Below are 18,479 nucleotides of genomic sequence, written 5' to 3'. Positions count from 1 at the left end.
CCGCCCCTGGCCGTGGCCCCCCTCACCTGGGCATACTGTTCCCTGAGGCCGGATCGTGCTCCGAGGCCGTCGCACCGTCTCCAGGGCCGGACCGGTGCGGGCCGGTGCAGACAGGCCGCGCAGGACGCTGACGTGCGCAGAGAGGTAGAGATCATGACGACACCCCCGACCCAGGGACAGGGCCTTCCGCAGGGCCCGCCCGAGCCCGTGTCCGCAACCCCGGTCCCGCCCGGAGCGGGCCCTGGTGCGGGTGCGGGGGTGCCCGGGGGCGCGGCTACCTCCACGGGAGCGGTCCCCCAGGTGCCTGCCGGCGTCCCGGCCTACGGGGCGGGCCAGCAGCTGCCACCCGGGGCGGGGGTGCCCGGCGGCCAGGTCCCGCCGGGGGCGCCCGGCGTGCCGACCCCGGCGGGAGCGGTGCCCCAGGTACCCGGCCAGGTCCCACCCGGCGCCCCGTACGGGGTCGGAGCAGCCCAGCCGATGACGCAGCAGCCCCTCACCGCCCCACCGGCCTACTACAACCCGGGCCAGGTCCCGGCTGGCCAGGTCCCGGCCGGTGCCCCGGCCTACGGGGCAGGACCCGGCCAGCAGGCGGTCCCGGGCCAGGTCCTGCCGGGGGCACCCAGCGCCCCGGTGCCCGGTGCGGGCGTCCCCGCGGCCGTCGGCGTCCCGGTCTACACCCCGGTCCCGGCCCAGCAGCCCGCCTACTACAACCCTCCCGGCGCCCCGGGCTACCCACCCGCCGTCCCGCCGTCCCAGCAGCCGCGTACCTGGGCCAGCGTCACCGCCCTGGTCCTGCTCCTGGTCTCCCTGGTCCCCAACGTGCTCGACCTCTTCACGACGATGACGTACAGCGACCGCTTCACCCCCAACCGTCCCCTGGCAGGCGTCATGGTCGGCATGCTGGTCAGTACCGGCCTGGTCTCGGCGGTCATTGGCGTCGTCCTGGCCGCCCTCAGGCGTCCCACCGGCATCGTCCTGGTGTCCGCGCTCGTCATGGTCGGCATGTACCCCAGCTTCCTGGGGTTCGACCAGGCGAGCCTCTACTACCACCTCATGGGCCTGCCCTCGGCGATCGTAGGGCTGATTATCCTCGTCCTGCGGGTCACGGCCGGTATCCTCCTGCTCCTGGCCGGGCCCCGGGGCGCGGACCGGTGCCCGGCGACCGTCCTGCTGAGCCGCGGCGCGGTCGGCGCCATGGGCCTGGTGGTCCTGCAGCAGGTGGTCACCCTGGGAATGACGCAGATCACCCTGAGTGGCCTCCCGGATGAGTACTTCGCGACCATGGACTTCTGGTTCAGCTCCTACCTGCTGGCCCCCAGCATGTTCGGGCCCGACTGGACCAGGGCGTCCCTCTACCAGGACATGTTCTCAGTGGGCGTGGCCGCCCTGGTGCTCACGGCGGTGCTGGTCCTGGCCGCCCTGGTGCTCATGGTCATGCGTCGCTCCTGGGTGCTGGCCGAGGCGCTCGCCGCGCTGGCCGCCGTCGTGCTGCTCGGCTTCAACACCTACGTCACGTACGTCACGGTCGCCGAGTACTCGGGCACCCACAGCATAGTCGTGACCGCCGACATCTTCACCGTCCCGCCGCTCCTGGCCCTGGTCGTCCTGGGGTTCGTCCTGACGGGCCTCATTAGCCCCCGGGCCCGGGCCTGGGCCCAGGCCCGGAAGTGAGTGGGCCGCCGCCCGCCCCGACGCCGGTACCAGGCCCGCCCGGACAGCGGGTCGGTCGTGACCGTGCTGAGACCGGTCCCGGACGACAGCCCGCCCCCGGACAGCGGGCCGCCGGGTTCCGCCGTGGACGACTGGCCGGGTAGTGGCCCGGACCCCAGGTGAGTGGGCTGCCAGCAGGGCGACGCCGTGGAGGTGTCCGCGCGGCGACGGCTCTGGTGCCAGCCGGGTACGGCCAGCGCCAGCCGGGTCTTAGGTGTCCGCGCGGCGCACGGCCTCCAGCATGAGGGTGGCCACGTCGGTCACCCGTACCTCGGCCCCCTGGCTGGCTACGCCGTCGGAGAGCATGGTGGTGCAGAAAGGGCAGGCCGTGGCAATGACCTGGGCCCCGGTGCCAATGGCCTCGCGTGAGCGCTCCACGGCGATGCGTGTGCCGATTGACTCCTCCATAAAGGCCTTCGCCCCGCCCCCGCCGCAGCAGAAGGCGCGCTCGCGGCTGCGCGGCATCTCCACGGCCTGCGCGCCGGTGGCCTCCAGCAGCTCGCGCGGCGGGGAGTAGATCCGGTTGTGCCTCCCCAGGTAGCAGGCGTCGTGGTAGGTCACCAGGGGGGCGGCCTCCTTGCCCGTGCGTCCTGCCTCCCTGGCGTCCGGGGCGGTGGTGCCTGGAGCAGGGGCGTCCGGGCCCGGCTCGGTCCCCGCGCCACCGGCCCCCTCGGGCGGGCTGCTGGTCCTGGCCCCCGGCGTCGGCCCGCCTCCCGGCTCCCGGCCCGCCCCGGCCCCCGGCGCCAGGGGCCGCAGCCGTCCCTCGCGCACCAGGGTATTGAGCAGCTGGGTGTAGTGCAGTACCTCAAAGTGCCCGCCGACCTGCGGGTACTCCCGGGAGATCGTGTTGAAGCAGTGGGGGCAGGTCACCACGATCCGCTTCACCCCGGCCTCGGTGAGGGTCTCCACGTTCTGGGCGGCCAGCATCTGGAAGAGGATCTCGTTGCCGGCCCGGCGGGCCGGGTCGCCCGTGCAGGACTCGCCGTCGCCCAGGACCGCGAAGCTCACCCCGGCAATGTGCAGCAGCTCGGCCACCGCCCGCGTGGTCCGCTTGGCCCGGTCCTCGTAGGCCCCGGCGCAGCCCACCCAGAACAGGTAGTCCACCTCGGAGGCGTCCTCCACGTCCACCCCGACGACCGGCACCTCGAAGTCCAGGCCCCGGGTCCACTCCAGGCGCTTGCGGGGGGCCAGCCCCCAGGGGTTGCCCTTGGACTCCAGCTTGCGGAACATCTGCCCCAGCTCGCGGGGGAAGGCCGACTCCATGAGGACCTGCTGGCGGCGCACGTCCACCACGTGGTCCAGGTGCTCAATGTCCACCGGGCACTGGTCCACGCAGGCCCCGCAGGTGGTGCACGACCACAGCACGTCCGCCGGGATGACCGCCCCGGCCAGGGGAGCCGGGCGGGTGGCCACCCCCGACTCGGTGGGGGCCGCCCTGGCGGCGAGCAGCGCGCCCAGGACGTCGCCGGTGTGGGCGCTGCCCTCTACCAGGCCCAGGTCCTCACCGGTCCTCAGACCGTCGGTCATGCCGGTCAGGCGCCCCAGGACCCCCCGCTCTGAGCGACGCCGCTCCAGGTCCTCGTCGGTGACCTCCTCGGGCTCCACCCCCAGGGCCGCGGCGGCCCGCAGGTAGGGGGCCGCCGCCGCCGCGTGGTCGCGCAGGGCCAGGACGAAGAGCTTGGGGGACAGGGGCTTGCCCGTGTTCCACGCCGGGCACAGGTCCTGGCAGCGCCCGCACTCGGTGCAGGTGGCGAAGTCCAGCAGGCCCTTCCAGGTGAAGTCCTGGATGCGCCCCACCCCCAGGCGGACCTCGGGGCCCTGCCCGGAGTCGGCCGCCTCCATGGCCTCGTCCAGGGCGTCCATGGTGGCGGCGGTCAGGGGGGTGCCGTCCACCACCAGCGGCCTCAGCGGGCCCAGGGACTTGGAGCCGTCGGTCTCACGGCGGGCGTAGATATTGACGAACGCCAGGAACCGGTGCCAGGCCACGCCCATGGATGGGGCCAGGCCCACCACCACGAACCAGCACATGGAGATGACGATCTTGAGGGTGGCCGTCACCAGGACGGCGGCGGTCAGCACCGTCGGCCCCAGGGGCTCCAGGAGGGGGGAGGCCCAGGAGGTCAGGGGGAAGTACACCCAGGAGCCCAGGTGGCGGGCGGTAGGGTCCGAGCTGGAGGCCAGCAGCGCCTGCTCCTCCATGCGCAGGGCCAGGACGCACAGGACGACGCCGGTGACGACCAGCTCCACGAAGCGGGCCTGGGCCGCCGTCGAGCCGGCGAAGCGGGAGGTGCGTGGCCGGGTGCCGCCGTCCGAGTCCTGCGGGTAGGGGGCGGTGGCGCGCCCACCCCGGTTGGTCCGGCGGCGCAGCACCATGAGGTGGACGATGCCGGCCAGGCTCAGGTAGGCGATGAGCTCCACCGTCCAGGACCACCAGGCGGCGTGCCCCAGCAGCGGCAGGGCGAAGTCCGCACCCCCCAGGACCTGCCCGTAGCCGGTGACCAGGGTGAGGAACAGCAGGGGGAAGCTGACCATGACCAGCCAGTGCGCCGCCCGCACCCAGGGGCGGTTCCTGAAGGCCTCGTGGGTCAGGACGCTGGAGAGGGTCAGCCACAGGCGCCGTCCCACCGGGTGCAGACGGGAGCGTTCCACCGGCCGGCCCACGCTGGCGCGGTGGACAATGGTCACGCAGGCGCGGGCAAAGACCCCCACCCCGATGACGGTGGTGACCAGGACCGTGGTCGCGCAGACGATCTGCAGGACCTCCAGGAAGCTCATGGCCTCAGCCTACGGCGCCCGCCCGCCCCCGACGCCGGGGCAGGGCAGCGGGGCGGGGGCGGGGCGGTGGTGTCGGATACGTGGGCCGGTGGTGCTGGTCCGCCCGGACGTGCACAATGTGACCGGGTGCCCGCCAGGGGGTACTGACCTCTCCGGGGCGTTTAGGAGGTGCGAGTGTACGGGCGCAAGACGACCAAGCTGCTGAATATGGTACGCAGGTTCTTGGGGAAAGAGCCCAGTCCCACCTCAGCGCCCACCGGGCCGGGGCGTGACCCCCGGGCCGAGGCCAGCAAGGACCAGGATCTTGCCCGCAAGGTGTACACCCCCGTCCAGCAGGCTAAGCGGATCGACCAGGGTGTCGCGGGCCGGGCCGGTTACGCCTACGACGCCGGACGCCGACTGCACCGGGAGGGTCGGTTTAAGGAGGCTCTTGACGCTTTTAAGGAGTCGTTGGAGCTTTTCCGGCAGGTAGAGGGGAGCGAGAAGGACCAGGGGGACTGCCTGCACGGTATTGGCGCGGTCCGCGGGGACCTGGGCGACTACGAGGAGGCCCTGGCTGCCGGGGACGAGGCGCTGGAGCTCTTCGGTCAGGTGGAGGGCACCCAGAACGAGCAGGCGTACTGCCGGTACAATATGGCTATCTCCCTGCGGAAAATGGGGAGTTACGAGGAGGCCCTGGGCCGGTACGACGAGGCGTTGACGGTCTACGGGCAGATTGAGGGCGTCCAGTACGGACAGATCGTCAGCCTGGAGAACTCCGGCGTCGCCCTGGAGGAGCTGGGGCGCTACGAGGAGGCCCTGGAGGCCCACCGCGAGGCGCTCCGGACCTGCCAGCAGGTCGGGTCGCTGGTGGACTACGAGGCCGACTGCCTGTACAACGTCGCCAATATGCTCAAGGAGCTGGGGAGAGGAGACCAGGCCCTGCCCCTGTTCCGCCAGGCGCTGGAGGCCTATGCCCGCCTCGAGGACTCTGAGGAGGAGCAGGCCGACTGCCTGGAGGCCATAGGCGCCATTGAGGCGAGATAGCGCCGGGGCTGCCAGGCTGCGTGAGGGACCGCACCTGCCGACAGGGCTGGGTCCGGTGGGGCAGGGGGGATGATGGTGGCCATGGACAACGACCTGCATGAGGCCATTGCTGACAGGCTCCGTGAGACCATCCCTGATCCCGTCCTGGAGGCCATTGGCCCCGAAGGCTTCCAGGAGGCCCTGACCCGTGTCTGCTCCGCGATGGAGACGCGCGTCGGCGAACGCCTCTCGGAGGGTCTCAGTGACGCCGAGCTGGAGGAGTTCAGCGACCTGGCCGACTCAGTGGCTGACGAGGAGGTCACGGCCTGGCTCCAGCTCCACCGCCCCGACTACGAGGACGTCATTATGGACGTCATTGTGGAACTCATTGACGAAGTGGCCCTGCAGCTCACCCGCGCCTTCGTGACCTACTCAGCAGGCACGGACCAAGAGCCCCGGACCCCTGACGACGGCTCCCAGGACCACTGAGGTCTGAGTCGTCTACCGGATTATCCACGGGCGTCTTGGGTGCCTCTGACGGGTGGCTGCCAGGTCAGGGGCGTGGCCCTGTTGCTCAAGGGCTGTTCAGGGACTCCCACCCCCTGGATGAGGGGCGGCATTCCTGTGTCATAGGTCAGGCGGCGCCCGCGGCCTCACCTCCTGGATGAGGGGCGGCGTTTCAGGGGTGCGGCGGCGGCTGCCGGGCTAGAGTCGGGTCATGACGAAACCGTTGTCCGTAGCTGCTGGTCCGTTAGGGATCCTGCTGCTGGCCGCCTGCTCATCGGTCACCCCGGGCGTCTCGGGCAGTCCGGACGTCCCGGCTAGCCCGCCTGGGACGACGCAGTTCAGCACCACATCCCCCTCTCCCACCGTCGAGCCGAGCATGAACCCCAACGCACCCTCTAACCCCTCTGCCACCGATTCCACCGATTCCACCGGCGCGCCCGCCACGGCCCCCTCCGGCGCCGGTCCTACCGGTGCGCCCGGTGCGCCTGGTGCGGCCCCCACCGGTACGGCACCCACCGGTGCGCCGTCCGTTACCGCGCCCGCGGAGCTGGTCGCCGCCATTAGGGCGGACCTGGACTCCCGTGGCGTCTCCGGCGCCTCGGCCGAGGTGGTGGAGGCCACGTGGACCACCTGGAACGACGCCTCCCTGGGCTGCCCCGAACCGGGGATGTCGTACACCCAGGCGCTCGTGGACGGCTGGCGGATCGTGGTGAAGGCGGGTGGGAGCACCTACGACTACCGGTTCGGCGGCGACTCCACGCCGCTACTGTGCCAGACCCCAGGGCTCGTCCTCCCGGTCCCCGGGACGAGTACCTCCTGAGACGTGCCCTGCCGTCGGTAGCGCGACGGGCCCGTGCCGGTCGCAGGGGCCCGTCGCCCGGCGGGCGGTGAGGCGATGGCGGGTCGGCCACGCGCAGGCCCCTGGGCGGATGAGCCCGGCGCCCGGTGAGGCCTTACGGGGACCGGGACGGTGGTCCCAAGGTGCTAGGGGGCCTCGGGACCGGTGGGCTCCTCGAACTCCTCGGGATCCTTGGGCTCGGTGGGTTCCTCGAGCTCCCCGGGATCCCCGGGTGCTTCGAGCTCCCCGGGATCCGTGAGCTCATTGGGCGCCTCGAGCTCGGTAGACGCCCCAGGCTCGGGTGGCTCCTCGGGCTCGGTGGGCGGGTCCGCCGGGAGGCCCAGGTCCAGGGCCTGCTGGTAGGCGGCGTCGGCCTCCTCGGGCCGACCCGCCTTGCGCAGGGTGAGGCTCATGCTGTTCAGGCAGTCAGCCTGGTCCTGCTCGGTTCCCGTTACCTGGCGGTAGAGGTCCAGGGCCTGGCGGTAGGTGTCCAGCGCCTCCTCGTACCGGCCTATGTCGTCCAGGACGCGCCCGGTGTTGCTCAGGCAGTTGGCCTGCTGGAAACCGGTGCCGGTCACCTGCTGGTAGAGGCTCAGGGCCTGACGGTAGGTGTCCAGCGCCTCCTCGTGGCGGTCCGTCGCCTCACGCAGCGTACTGGCGGTGTTGTGCAGGCAGTTGGCCTGGTCCTGCTGGGTGTCGGGCAGGGTGCGGTAGATGTCCATGGCCCGCTGGTAGGCGTCCAGCGCCTCCTTAGACATCCCCGTGTCGTCCAGGGTGTTACCAATGTTGTACAGGCAGATGGCCTGCTGATGGCCGGTGCCTGCTACCTGGCGGTAGAGGTCCAGGGCCTGGCGGTAGGCGGTTAGCGCCTCCTCGTGCTGGCCTGTCGTGCGCAGCGTGCCGCCGGTACTGAGCAGGCAGTCAGCCTGGTCCTGCTCGGTTCCCGCTACCTGGGTGTAGAGGTCCATGGCCCGCTGGTAGGCCTCCAGGGCCTCCTCGTCGCGCCCCTGCCTGCGCAGGACGTTGCCGGTGTTGTGCAGGCAGTCGGCCTGCTGGTGGCCGGTGCCCGCTACCTGGGTGTAGAGGTCCATGGCCCGCTGGTAGGCGTCCAGCGCCTCAGGGTAGCGGCCCAGCGTACGCAGGATGAAGGCGGTGCAGTACAGGCAGTCGGCCTGCTGGTGGCCGGTTCCCGTGACCTGGGTGTACAGGTCCAGGATCTGCTGGAAGGTGGTCAGTGCCTCCTCGTAGCGGTCCAGCTCGTTGAGGATAATGCCGGTGCAGTACAGGCAGTCGACCTGGTTCTGCCAGGTGCCCGTGACCTGGGTGTACAGGTCCGTGGCCTGGCGGTAGGCGTCCAGGGCCTCCTCGTAGCGGCCCGTCTGCCCCAGGGTGAAGCCGATGTTGTACAGGCAACCAGCCTGCCCGCGCTGGGCCTCAGGCAGGGTGCGGTAGATCTCCAATGCCTGGCGGTAGGCGTCCAGGGCCTCCTCGTCCCGACCCGTCGTGCGCTGAGCGTTGCCTATGCCGTTCAGGCAGCTGGCCTGGTCCCGTTGGGCCTCGGGCAGGGTGCGGTAGGCCTCCAGGGCCCGGGTGAAGGCCGTGACCGCCTTTGCCGGGTGCTCGCCCTCGAGCATCCGGAGCCCCTCGCTGAACGCCTCCTGAGCCCTTCCTTGGACGTCCTCGGAGGAGAGCTCCTCCGTAGCTGAGTCCGCCATGACCGCCTCCTCCGTCGGGGACAGTAGTATCCCAGCACATCCTGGGCAGCGGGGTGAGACTCGCCGTCCTGGCACGACGGCGTTCACCAGGACCCGGGCTGCTGGGGCCCGTCGGGGCCGGGCCGCCCTAGGCGGCAGGACCCGGAACCGGGATCTGGCTTGCCGGGGCCTGCCCCTGGGTATTGGGCAGTGCCCCAGGGCCTGGCCTGCCGGGGCCTGCCTCAGCCGACGTCGGTACCGCCGTGGCAGACCGGGCTGCCGGGTATCGGCCTCCCGGCGTGTCCGCTCTCCGTAGGCCGTCCGGCAAGAAGCCGCTGGTGGGAGAGCTGCGGGCAGGACGGCAGGAACTGGGGTGCGGAATCGTGCCCTTAAAGCGTGCACCCGTCCTCTACCATGAGTCCGTTGCCGCCTGAGGCACTGCATGAGGACGAGGGGGAGCCATGGACCAGACGGGCGTCGCGGACGTGCGCAAGGACGGTGCTGCCGGTGGCCGGTCCCGTCCCGCCCACGAGGCCGCGCCCCAGGGCCCCGATGGAGGGGCTGACCGCCGGCGTCCTGCCCGTGAGGCCGCGCCCGTCCCCTTCTCCCGGTGCACCAAGGGCACCGACGCCCTGCGCGACGCATGGGGGCACGTCAGGGACCTCGCCCCGGACGTCGTGGACGTCGTGGACGAGTGGACGACCGGGGCACGACGACGGCCAGGGCGGAAGGGGCAGGACGGCAGCCAGGGTCTCCCGCAGGAGCCGGTGCGCCGCAAGATCCTCAACGGGCTTCTCAGGGGGCCGGCCTTCAAGGACGTGCTCAGTAAGTTCGTCGGTAAACCCGGTAGCGTCGTCCTCACCCCGGTGCAGGTCGCCGTCCTGAACGAGACGCTGGGGCGGGAGGCGCAGCGCATCGTCCGCGCGCTGGACTGGGCGGCCAGGCTCCGCGCACTGTACGAGAACAATGGCGAGATACGGAGGACGTCTGACAGGTACTTCGTCAATGCCGACAACAGGTTCCTGCGGGTCAACCTCACGAATACCATTCTCGAGGCCGTGTGGGGGAAGGCTGAGGAAGGTGGCCTGGTGGATCTCCGGGAGGCCTCGCCGGAGGACCAGACCACGTTCCTGGACAGGATCCTCGTCGAGCGGACCGAGGCACCCCAGCGTGCGAACACGGCTGCGTGCCGCAGGATCCTTGCTGAGCCCGGGATCCGCCAGCGCGTCGAGGGGGAGATCGACAGGCTCTGGGAGCCGGCCCCGACGACCAGGCCGGTAACCGACGCGGGACTTGACGACCTCACCATGAAAGTCGCCGGGGCGCGCATGATGGCGGAGAATGACGACGAGACCCTGTGCCAGGCGATTCAGTGTGAGCACACCCCGGTTGACGAGCTGCTCCAGGCCGTGGTGCGCCAGTGCGGGAAGGACGGCTCCGACGTCTGGGCGCTGGTGAGAAGGTCTAAGCCCCTGGGGCTGACTCGTGACGTGGAGTGCTCATCGCTCCGGCGTCGGCCCGCACCGCAGTGGGACAGGCTCTCCAGGCGGTCGGGGCGGGATCGTGCTGCGGATGAGTCCGAGCCCCGTGTCAAGGAGCCCCTGCGTGAGCCCCCGCTCGACCTGGGCTACGTCCCCCGGGTCCTTCACGTGTTCAATAACGCGGTGTCGGAGGACTTCCCCCAGGACCGCCTGCCCGAGGCCCTGGTGGATGAGGCGCGGCGCTGCGCCCACTGCACGGGCCTGGCCTGGGTGCAGTCCCGACTGGTCATCACCATGGCGGCGCTCGTGGTGGAGTTCGTGCTCCAGGAGACCGAGCGGGTCCTCTCCCCGAGGCCGGACAAGGACGACGTCGGCCAGCTCCTGCAGTGGCACCCGCGCAGCCTCGTCCACCGGGCCGTGCGGGAGCAGGTGCTCAAGGAGCGGACCGCGGTGCAGATAGCGTTCCGGCCCGCGCGCTCCGCGTCGGCCTCGATGCGCCAGGACGGGAGTGTCAGCTGGGCGGCGGGGGAGCGTCAGCTCAAGGACGACAAGGTCAAGGCCTTTATAAGCAGGGTGGCCTCCCACGCCGCGTGCTCGCTGTGGTACCAGTGGCACCGCTACGAGTTCCTCGGCCTTGAGGACAAGAGGGACGGCTTCTCGGTGAAGACCGTCCAGGAGAGGATCTACTTCGCCGTGAAGCAGGCGTGCATTGACGCGGGGAAGGTGCTGGTGCCCAGACCGCGCTCGTCGCTCCGACAGGGACCGCAGGGTGGTGGGTCATCTCACCCGGCCCTCCCCTTCATTATGAAGATCCAGGAGCTGCGGACCGACGAGCCCTACGCCTCCGTCTACAGTCTCATGCGGCAGTACAGGAACCCGGAGGACGGGGACGACGGCCCCGGGACCATCCCGGGGCGCAGCCGGGAGCTGAGGGACGACGTACCGCGGGAGGCGCTGCGTCTCGCGGAGAGGGACGCCGTCGACGTCAAGCGGGGCAGGGTGGCACTGGAGCTCATGGGAGAGCTGGACCGCCTTTACGAGGACCCGCAGGTCGGCCCGCTGCTCGACGGAGTCGATATCACCGACATCCTCGACTGCCTGAACAGGATGTGAGCACAGATGACTGATCAGACCACTCCCAGGACGGCAGAGCCCGCCGACCCGCTGGACCGGGTGACGGTGTCATGGGACGGGGACACGGTCCTCATTGTCCCCGGCGGGACCTCCGCCGGGACCCCTGACGAGGCCCTCGGTAGGGCCCCCGACGGGCAGGCCGCGAGGGAGAGTTTTCTGCGCCCCCTTGTCCCACTGGACGGAGGCTGGGTCGTCGCCGACCTCGTTATCGACAAGAAGGATCCCGTGTCCGTGGCGGGCGGTTTCCTCACCACCACCGTGCCGCTGTGGGTCGAGCTCGTCTACGGCTACGACGTCGTCCTCGCGGCGCAGCAGCTTCTCACCGAGGTCGAGGACGCCGAGGACAGCCGCCAGCTGCGCCTGGCCCGCGAGGTCCCCACCACCTGGCACAGCGCGCCGACGACGACCGCCAGGGTGCTGTGCAGGATCGCCCAGGGCCTGTGGATGCGCCGTTACTGGCCGTCCCCCGCCGACGGCAGCGTCAGGCAGCTCGACCGGGTCGCGCTGGACATGGAGCTGATCGCGCTCAGCCGGGAGGGTGACGTCCCCCTGTGCCTCGCCGCGGACGGGGGCGTGGGCGCCCTCCTGCTCGCCCCCATGGCGCAGGAGGTCAAGGACCGGGCGCGGGACTTCATTGACAACGGCGTCGATGAGACGGTGCGGCGCTCCTGGGGGCTGGTGATCGCCAGCTGCCTGGAGGGCCTGCTCGACGCGGCTGAGGACGAGGGCGACGAGGAGGAGGCCGCCGCCCTGGAGGAGCTCCTGGACGCCGTGGAGGAACGCGCCGGGGCGGGCAGGGGACAGCACGACGAGCTGGCCGCCCTGCTGGGAGGGCGCCTGTCCCAGGACGCCGTCGCCCTCGTGGCGGGCGCCGGGAGGACGCGAGGCACCTTCACCATTGACTGGGGCCAGAACGTGCAGGGGCTCTTTGACACCTCCCCCGGCGCCGGGGCCTGGCGGGTCGCGGGCACCGAACGGGACCGGCGCGTGACCGTGACCGTCCGCACCGCCTGCGAACTGCCCCAGGACAGTGACGTGGGGATGGCCCGCGTCTACGTCTACGGGGAGATCCTGCCGGTCCTGGTCCACCTGTGCGCCACCGCCCCCGGGGAGGTGACCGGTGCGGCGCCCCTGGGGGAGGGGCAGGAGATCGAGCTGGTCGACGTGGTCTCCGTGCCCCGCCCCTCCCGGCCCGTGCGTGGCAGGGACCGGGACCGGCTCCTGGAGGAGCAGGAGCGGGCTGACAAGTGGGTCCGGAGCCGTCAGCGGACCGCGCACAAGGCCATCCAACAGCGGCGGAGCATGGCGCCCCGGCTCGTGCGGTCCAGCCTGAAGCAGTCCCAGCTGTGGGTCGCCGAGCTCCTGGCCCAGTTCAGGTGCTGACCCGCCCGGTTCCCCCGGTGCCCCGAGAAGGGCGCCGTCCCGACTGCCTCCGAGGAGTGGATGTGACCAAGCAGCTCGAGTTCGTCTTCCACGGCGTCGACACGACGTCGGGGACCTACGTGGCCTGGGAGAGCGAGGACTGCCCGCCGGCGTTCGTCGTCCTGGACCGTAAGGAGCTCGTCCGGGTGACACAGGCGCTGCGCCGGTCCCTGCCTGACTACATGGACGACGACGACCAGGTCACCGGGGCCCAGGTCGAGCGTCTTGAGCGGGACTACCCGCCCCTGCCCGCCCAGCCCGACGCCGCCACCGGCCCTGAGGACGACGATGACGAGATGGCCCGTTTCTTCGACGATGACGACGAGGACGAGACGGCCTCCACCGCCACCCCGGACCCGCTGGAGGTGGGGCACTTCCTGCGGGTGGTCGACGGGGCCCTGGCAGGCGACCCGGAGCGCGAGCTGGAGCTCATGCGTGACCTGGCCCAGGTCCTCGTCCCTCCGGGCTTCCTGGCCTCCCTGCTGGAGGCGGTGGACACGCCCGGCCAGCGGGTGCTCCTGGCCGTGAACCCGCCGCCGTCGTGCGGACAGGTCCCCTGGGAGCTCATGCCCACCGGGCGGACGACGCCGGACGGCCAGGTCGAGCGGTTCCTGGACGTGCTCGACGTGGTCACCATGGGCCCCGTCCTCGGGCGGGACTCCGAGCCGTCCCTGCCCCACCCCAGCTGGGAGAGGGTCAGGGACGCCCCCGCCGTCTACCTCGTGCAGCCCTGGCAGCAGGGCGCGGGGCGGGCCGGGGTCCTCAACGGCTCCGAGCTGGCCGCGTGGGAGGAGCGGGTCAGGGGCTACGAGCCCGCCCCGGTGACGGTCGGTAGCGCCCCGGCTGAGGCCGGTGGGCGCGGGGACGCCCGGGGGACGACCCGCCTCCAGCTCTCCGCGGTCCTGCGCCAGGATCCCGACGTCGTCACCGTTGACAACAGGAGGCCGCTGTCGCACCTGCTCTACGTCGGGCACATGACCGGCACGGGGGGCGACTCCCGCCTCCAGCTGGCCGACTCCCGCGCCTGCTACGGGGTGTACCCCACGGACCAGGAGGGCACCCGCTGGTTCAGCGCCAGCGACCTCGTCCTGGGCACCATTGACTGGAGGGAGCACGCCGCCAAGTTCCGCAACACGGCGCGCGCCGGGCAGGAGCCCGACCTGGGGGACCTGCTGCCCACCGGCGTCGGCTTCGACGGCACCGACATGAGCGGCGCCCCGGCACCGGAGGCGCACTCAGGGATCTACCTGTGGCCCATGCCACCGCGGGTGGGGCTGGTGGCCTGCCAGTCGGGCACGGAGACCGGCCAGGTGGAGCCCTTCGGCATGGCCGCCGCCATACTGGAGGCCGGTGCCGAGCTGGTAATGACCACACGCTGGACCATGCTCACCGACGAGTTCTTCCGCCGGGCCTGCCAGGAGGAGTCGGCGCGGGGGTTCCTGGACCTGTCCTTCGCGGTGGACGACTGCCTGCGTGCCCCGGACGCGGTGCTGGCAATGAACGAGTGGAAGCGGGGGTGCCTGGCCGCGTGGCGGGAGCGCCCCGGTATTGTCACCTCGCCCCTGACCTGGGCCGGTCTCAACGCCTACTGGGCGCCCGACCGCAGCTTTGTCCCCGACGCCGGCGGGGACGAGGATGGGGGTGAGGGTGGGGGCGCTGGGGACGGGGTCGCCGGACCCGTTGGTGTCGGGGTCGCCTGAGCGCCGGGGCCAGCGGGCCCGCCCAGCTCCGCCTGGTCCGTTCTCACGAGCAATAAGTACCGTTCTCACGGCGAACAAGTACCGTTCTCGCGTCTGAGCGGAGCGGCGGGCCCGGTGGCCCCGGGAGGGCCGGTTCCGGGAGGGCTGGCCCTGGCGGGTCCGGAGGGTCCGGGCGGTGAGCGCCCTACTCGGCGGTCACCACGGTGACTCGGTTCTGCTGGGCCTGAGGCTCAGTGAGGCGGCCGTCAGGGCCGACGTCGGGCACGTGCCCCGGGCACTCGGCCCCCAGGCCCCGGGCCGTGACCGGCACGCCGCCCAGGTGCGCCTGGAGCTCAGTCCTCACGGCCTCCGCCCGGGCCTGGGACAGGGTGGCACGGCTCTCAGGCGTGCCGGCGGTGGCGGTGCAGCCGGTGACGGTCACGCGCGAGACCCCGCTGCCGGTCAGGGAGCGGGCCAGCTCGGCAATGGTGGCGGAGGCCTGGTCGGGGTGGAGGAAGGTGGCCTCGTCGCCCACGAACGCCAGCTGCGTCTCCGGCAGGGTCACCGAGATCCGGGCCGCGGACACCGAGGTGGCGGCCACATTGACCGGCGTCACCGCGGGCAGCTGCTCGGGTGCGGTGGTGGTGACGGCGTCCCGGGAGTCGGTGGTGAGCGTGCCGCCCGCGGTCTCGACGACGGACCGCCACAGCTCCTCGAGGCGGGCCCGGGCGGCCTGGTCCAGGGCGCCCTGGGGGGCGGTGGTGTCCCCCATGCCCACCCAGTGGACCGTCATGCCCTGGAGGTCGGGCAGGAGCCGGGCGGCCTTGAGCGACTGGGCGGTGGCCTGGAAGTCGGTGCCCGGGCTCAGGACGCCGTTCTGGAAGGGGACGGCGCCCGTGGTGGCCAGACCGGAGTCAATGACCACGACGGTCGGGCTGGTGGAGCCCCTCACCTGGTCGGCGGCCACACCGATGGCGCCCAGCGTGTCGGCCTCGGGCGTCGTGGCGACCGAGGCGGCCAGGGCCTGGCGCACCCGGCTCACGTTGGCGGTGCGGGAGCGCTTGGAGGCGACCTCGCTCGCCTGCCTCGAGGCGAGGGTGAGGCTTGTCCGCACGGCCGGGGCGCCGTCGGCGCTGACCACGTAGAGGGTGCCGTGCCCGTCCACGGCGTCGTCGATCACCGCGTCAACGCCGGGGCTGGAGGCCGTGAGGTCGATCGTGGGCGAGTTCTGCCGGGCCGAGTAGACAATGGCCGTGGCCCTGGTGGAGGTCACGACGTCCTCGCCCTGCTTGAGCTCGCAGGCCGTCAGGGTCGTCAGGCCCAGGGCTGCCGCGACCAGGAGGAGCAGAAGACGGGTGGTGCGCCTGAGGCGCTGGTGCTGTGTCATGATCCCCATGACGGAGCCCAGGCGGCTGGCGGCTCACCTGGCCCCGGCCCGCGGTGGCGTGGGATCGTGCTTCATCTTCGGGCCTGGTTTACCCGGGCGCGTGCCCGGCCCCGCGGTGGCGTGGGCCCGTGGGGAGTCTCTCCCTCCCGCCCCCGCTCCCCGCTCGTGAGAACGGTACTTGTTCGCCGTGAGAACGGGTGTCCGTGGCTGGCTCCCGCAGGGACGTGATCATGTACAGCGTGAACGGAACGCGATCTAGTTGTGGGGAACAGGGTGTCTCCTGATTGTGCTGGTGTGGGTGTGGGACGTGTGCTATTGTTTTGTTCGTGTAGGCAGGGCTAAGGGCGGCACAGGGCAGTGGTCAGGAGGTCGCCTTTGAGCCATATTCGGAGGGGTTTCTCCTGCTGTCTGGTCTGCCCCAGGCAAATGGGTCCACAATGAGGGCTTGTTCGGGTGCTGTGTTGAGGAGTCCAATGACGTGGTCCGTCTTATTGTGCGCGTCCTGTGTGGGAGGGAGTGGGCGGTGCTCGCGCTCGACGACGGGGCCTGCGCCGGAGGGGATCTGGTGAGGAAGAGGACGCGGTGCGGGTGCTCACGGGGTTGAGGCCAGCTGATTTTGTGGTCTTGGTCACCATCAGTGTGGTGTGAGACACCCCTCTCGACTGCCACTTTTCCGCATGGTCTCGTCCAAAGCCGGCGCCGGATCCGCTCCCAGGACCGTCGGTGGCGAGTGGCGTCATACCAACGAAAGGTGGTAGAAATGGACCCGTTTCGGCCACCTCCGGAAGGGCCCCAGAGGGCCGGTGGCGATCCAGCCCCTGGAAACGTTGCAATCACGCGCCTCCCAGAGGCAGGGGTCAGGGAGCACCCCGCACCGCTAGGTGCATTAAGACTCTTCGGGCGCTGGAGTTACGAGAAGACCCTTTTCCCGTCAGGGAGCACCCCGCACCGCTAGGTGCATTAAGACAACAGCGAGCTGCTTGAACGTCTCCTGCAGGTGATGTCAGGGAGCGTCCTGTTCCCCCTGGCGCGGTTCTATCCCATTCGCGCTACGGGTAATTCGTGCGTGGACGGGGCGGGACTGACTGTGAGGCGGGCTCTCCCGCCTTTCGCGGCGCGAACCCGAATGCTTTTATGTGGACCTTCGGATAATCTGCCGCCTGTCTGCTGGCCCGGTTCGTGTGCGTGTCGCAATCTGAGGATCAGAACGACTGGCACCCCTTGCCGCACCGGGGCCCAGGCCCCTGACCTGCGCGGACATTGGGTGTACAAAGAGTTGTGCGGGGTGGGATCGGCTCTGATCCTCAGATTGCGACAGAACCGTCCGCCCACCACCGCCGGGGCCGTGCATAGTCCCCTGTCCTCACCTCAGGCCAGGTCTTGGACCAGTCTTGGACCAGGCAGTGAGGCGGTCTGCTACCCGTCCCGGGGGACTTTCGGTCGTGCTGGCAAGAGCCCGGGCCAGCAGACGTGCAGGCGGGTGACCCCGCTGTCGTCGCGGTCGTGCTGGTATGGGCCCGGGCCAGCAGCCCGAGGTGGGGTGGGCCTGGGACGGCGACCCCGGGTCTGCCAGTGGTCCCGCCCGGCCCCGGGACAATGAGCCACCTGCCTGCTGCGCTCCGTCAGGAGGGGCATGAAAGTATCGTCACCTCCTGAAGTACCCTCCGTGTCCCGTACCGGCCTGGGCATGGCCAGTATCGGTGCCCACGTAGGGGTGAGCGGCGACCTGAGGGACGCCGAGCGCCAGGGGCGGCAGGACTACGCCCTGACGCCTGACCCCGACGGGCGCACCCCCTGGATCCACGGGCAGGAGCAGGCCTTCCGCGAGGGGCAGGCCGTTCTCTCCGAGGAGCTTCACGACCGCGTCGCGCTCCTGGACGCCCAGATAGCCAGCGACTCCGACCTCCTGCGCCGTGAGGGGGAGGGGGTCAGCGCGCTCTCACCCGTCCCCGACCAGGGGTACGCCAGCAGCATCGAGGCCTACCGGGCCCGTCAGCTGGCGCGTGCGGCCAAGGCGGCCGGGGAACAGCACCGCGCCCAGGTCGAGGCCGCCCGCGACCGCCTCCACGCCAACGTGCAGATGCGACGCCACCTTCACGAACAGGGCCGTGAGATGCTGCGTCAGGCTGCCGCCCTGGCCAACAACCGGGTCGCCCACTACTGCCTCGGCAGGGAGCGTGGCCCCTGGTGGCGGTTCTGGGGCGCGGGCACCAGCGCCCCCACCCGCCCGCGGCCCATCGCCCCCGACGCCCCCTGGTTCGTTGACGACCTGCCCGTCATGCGCTCGACCCTGGGGCCCGCCCAGGATCCGCGGCTGGAGTGGACGTGGGAGGACTTCCGTGACCCTGAGCGGGACGGTGCCGCCGAGCGGGACGGTGCCGCCCAGGGTGTGTGGCTCGGTGGAACCCAGGGCGGGGTGAGCGGCCGTGGCACCCTCGCGTGAGGCGCACCTGGCGGCCGTCCTCGGCTACCCCGGCTCCGGCCCCAGCCCCGGCTCCGACAACGCTCCCAGGGCCGGGGCCCTCGGCCGGGACACGGACCGAGGCACCTACCGGGGCCGGGGACCCGGCGTGGCCACCACGGTCCTGGCCCTGCTGCTCCTCGTCCTCGCGGCGGTGTGCACGGGGTACGTCCTGGGCTCCCGCCAGGCCGGCCCCTCGTCCGACGGCGCCACGGCCTCCCCGGTGCCCGGTGGCCCCGGGGGCGCCACCGTCGCCTCGGCCTCCCCCGTGACGGGCGGGAGACCCTGAGGGCGGCGGACGCGCCCCGGCACAGGGTCCTGGTCCGTGCCCCGCGGCCCAGGACCCTCGGGGCGAGTCTGGGTGGCATCCGCTCGGGTACACGTCC

At 71.4% G+C, this 18,479-nt stretch carries 12 protein-coding genes; 9 read left to right on the top strand and 3 right to left on the bottom strand.

Going from position 1 to position 18,479, the window contains the following annotated elements:
* Positions 1 to 153 precede the first annotated feature (153 nt).
* Complete coding sequence (locus JJJ15_RS05140; RefSeq protein WP_200511670.1) at positions 154 to 1,671, top strand: hypothetical protein; 1,518 nt, start codon at positions 154 to 156, stop codon at positions 1,669 to 1,671.
* Between the two features lie 249 nt (positions 1,672 to 1,920).
* Here JJJ15_RS05140 and JJJ15_RS05135 read toward each other — a convergent pair whose 3' ends face one another.
* On the bottom strand, positions 1,921 to 4,485 hold the full coding sequence (locus JJJ15_RS05135; protein ID WP_200511669.1) for a (Fe-S)-binding protein: 2,565 nt from the start codon (positions 4,483 to 4,485) through the stop codon (positions 1,921 to 1,923).
* A gap of 222 nt (positions 4,486 to 4,707) precedes the next feature.
* Here JJJ15_RS05135 and JJJ15_RS05130 point away from each other — a divergent pair, with 222 nt between their 5' ends.
* The 3 genes from JJJ15_RS05130 (at position 4,708) to JJJ15_RS05120 (ending at position 6,817) form a co-directional block, all read left to right on the top strand.
* Positions 4,708 to 5,511, top strand: a complete 804-nt coding sequence (locus JJJ15_RS05130) for a tetratricopeptide repeat protein (RefSeq protein ID WP_200511668.1) — start codon at positions 4,708 to 4,710, stop codon at positions 5,509 to 5,511.
* A gap of 81 nt (positions 5,512 to 5,592) precedes the next feature.
* A complete protein-coding gene (locus JJJ15_RS05125; protein ID WP_200511667.1) occupies positions 5,593 to 5,979 on the top strand; it encodes a DUF5663 domain-containing protein in 387 nt (128 codons plus the stop codon).
* A 229-nt stretch (positions 5,980 to 6,208) separates the two neighbouring features.
* On the top strand, positions 6,209 to 6,817 hold the full coding sequence (locus JJJ15_RS05120; protein WP_200511666.1) for a hypothetical protein: 609 nt from the start codon (positions 6,209 to 6,211) through the stop codon (positions 6,815 to 6,817).
* A 164-nt stretch (positions 6,818 to 6,981) separates the two neighbouring features.
* On the opposite strand, the gene JJJ15_RS05115 is transcribed toward JJJ15_RS05120, so the two are convergent.
* On the bottom strand, positions 6,982 to 8,550 hold the full coding sequence (locus JJJ15_RS05115; protein WP_200511665.1) for a tetratricopeptide repeat protein: 1,569 nt from the start codon (positions 8,548 to 8,550) through the stop codon (positions 6,982 to 6,984).
* 440 nt (positions 8,551 to 8,990) lie between these two features.
* Here JJJ15_RS05115 and JJJ15_RS05110 point away from each other — a divergent pair, with 440 nt between their 5' ends.
* The 3 genes from JJJ15_RS05110 to JJJ15_RS05100 all read left to right on the top strand — a co-directional run bounded on the left by JJJ15_RS05110 (position 8,991) and on the right by JJJ15_RS05100 (position 14,266).
* A complete protein-coding gene (locus JJJ15_RS05110) occupies positions 8,991 to 11,123 on the top strand; it encodes a hypothetical protein (protein ID WP_200511664.1) in 2,133 nt (710 codons plus the stop codon).
* A 6-nt stretch (positions 11,124 to 11,129) separates the two neighbouring features.
* Positions 11,130 to 12,527, top strand: coding sequence for a hypothetical protein (locus JJJ15_RS05105; protein WP_200511663.1), 1,398 nt, complete (start codon positions 11,130 to 11,132; stop codon positions 12,525 to 12,527).
* 62 nt (positions 12,528 to 12,589) lie between these two features.
* The gene (locus tag JJJ15_RS05100; RefSeq protein WP_200511662.1) at positions 12,590 to 14,266 is read left to right on the top strand and encodes a hypothetical protein; all 1,677 of its coding nucleotides are present in this window, start codon (positions 12,590 to 12,592) and stop codon (positions 14,264 to 14,266) included.
* A gap of 184 nt (positions 14,267 to 14,450) precedes the next feature.
* Here JJJ15_RS05100 and JJJ15_RS05095 read toward each other — a convergent pair whose 3' ends face one another.
* Positions 14,451 to 15,632, bottom strand: coding sequence for an OmpA family protein (locus JJJ15_RS05095; protein ID WP_200511661.1), 1,182 nt, complete (start codon positions 15,630 to 15,632; stop codon positions 14,451 to 14,453).
* Positions 15,633 to 17,265: 1,633 nt separating this feature from the next.
* On the opposite strand from JJJ15_RS05095, the gene JJJ15_RS05090 reads away from it, so the two are divergent.
* Together JJJ15_RS05090 and JJJ15_RS05085 are read left to right on the top strand one after the other, a co-directional pair.
* Positions 17,266 to 18,075 carry a hypothetical protein gene (locus JJJ15_RS05090; RefSeq protein WP_200511660.1) on the top strand — a complete coding sequence of 270 codons (810 nt, stop codon included), beginning with the start codon at positions 17,266 to 17,268 and terminating at the stop codon, positions 18,073 to 18,075.
* Positions 18,059 to 18,382 (top strand): hypothetical protein, encoded by a 324-nt coding sequence (locus JJJ15_RS05085; protein ID WP_200511659.1) that lies wholly within the window; start codon positions 18,059 to 18,061, stop codon positions 18,380 to 18,382. The genes JJJ15_RS05090 and JJJ15_RS05085 overlap by 17 nt, the downstream gene beginning before the upstream one ends.
* Positions 18,383 to 18,479: the final 97 nt, after the last annotated feature.

Source organism: Actinomyces sp. HMT897, from assembly GCF_016626125.1.
Classification (GTDB): domain Bacteria; phylum Actinomycetota; class Actinomycetes; order Actinomycetales; family Actinomycetaceae; genus Actinomyces.
This window is presented reverse-complemented; position numbering and strand designations above follow the sequence as displayed.

What these genes read in the sequence shown, in the direction of transcription:
- JJJ15_RS05140 (WP_200511670.1), top strand. Translation starts at nt 154, where the DNA reads ATGACGACACCCCCGACCCAGGGACAGGGCCTTCCGCAGGGCCCGCCC.
- JJJ15_RS05110 (WP_200511664.1), top strand. Translation starts at nt 8,991, where the DNA reads ATGGACCAGACGGGCGTCGCGGACGTGCGCAAGGACGGTGCTGCCGGT.
- JJJ15_RS05135 (WP_200511669.1), bottom strand. Translation starts at nt 4,485, where the DNA reads ATGAGCTTCCTGGAGGTCCTGCAGATCGTCTGCGCGACCACGGTCCTG.
- JJJ15_RS05105 (WP_200511663.1), top strand. Translation starts at nt 11,130, where the DNA reads ATGACTGATCAGACCACTCCCAGGACGGCAGAGCCCGCCGACCCGCTG.
- JJJ15_RS05095 (WP_200511661.1), bottom strand. Translation starts at nt 15,632, where the DNA reads ATGACACAGCACCAGCGCCTCAGGCGCACCACCCGTCTTCTGCTCCTC.
- JJJ15_RS05115 (WP_200511665.1), bottom strand. Translation starts at nt 8,550, where the DNA reads ATGGCGGACTCAGCTACGGAGGAGCTCTCCTCCGAGGACGTCCAAGGA.
- JJJ15_RS05090 (WP_200511660.1), top strand. Translation starts at nt 17,266, where the DNA reads ATGAAAGTATCGTCACCTCCTGAAGTACCCTCCGTGTCCCGTACCGGC.
- JJJ15_RS05120 (WP_200511666.1), top strand. Translation starts at nt 6,209, where the DNA reads ATGACGAAACCGTTGTCCGTAGCTGCTGGTCCGTTAGGGATCCTGCTG.
- JJJ15_RS05125 (WP_200511667.1), top strand. Translation starts at nt 5,593, where the DNA reads ATGGACAACGACCTGCATGAGGCCATTGCTGACAGGCTCCGTGAGACC.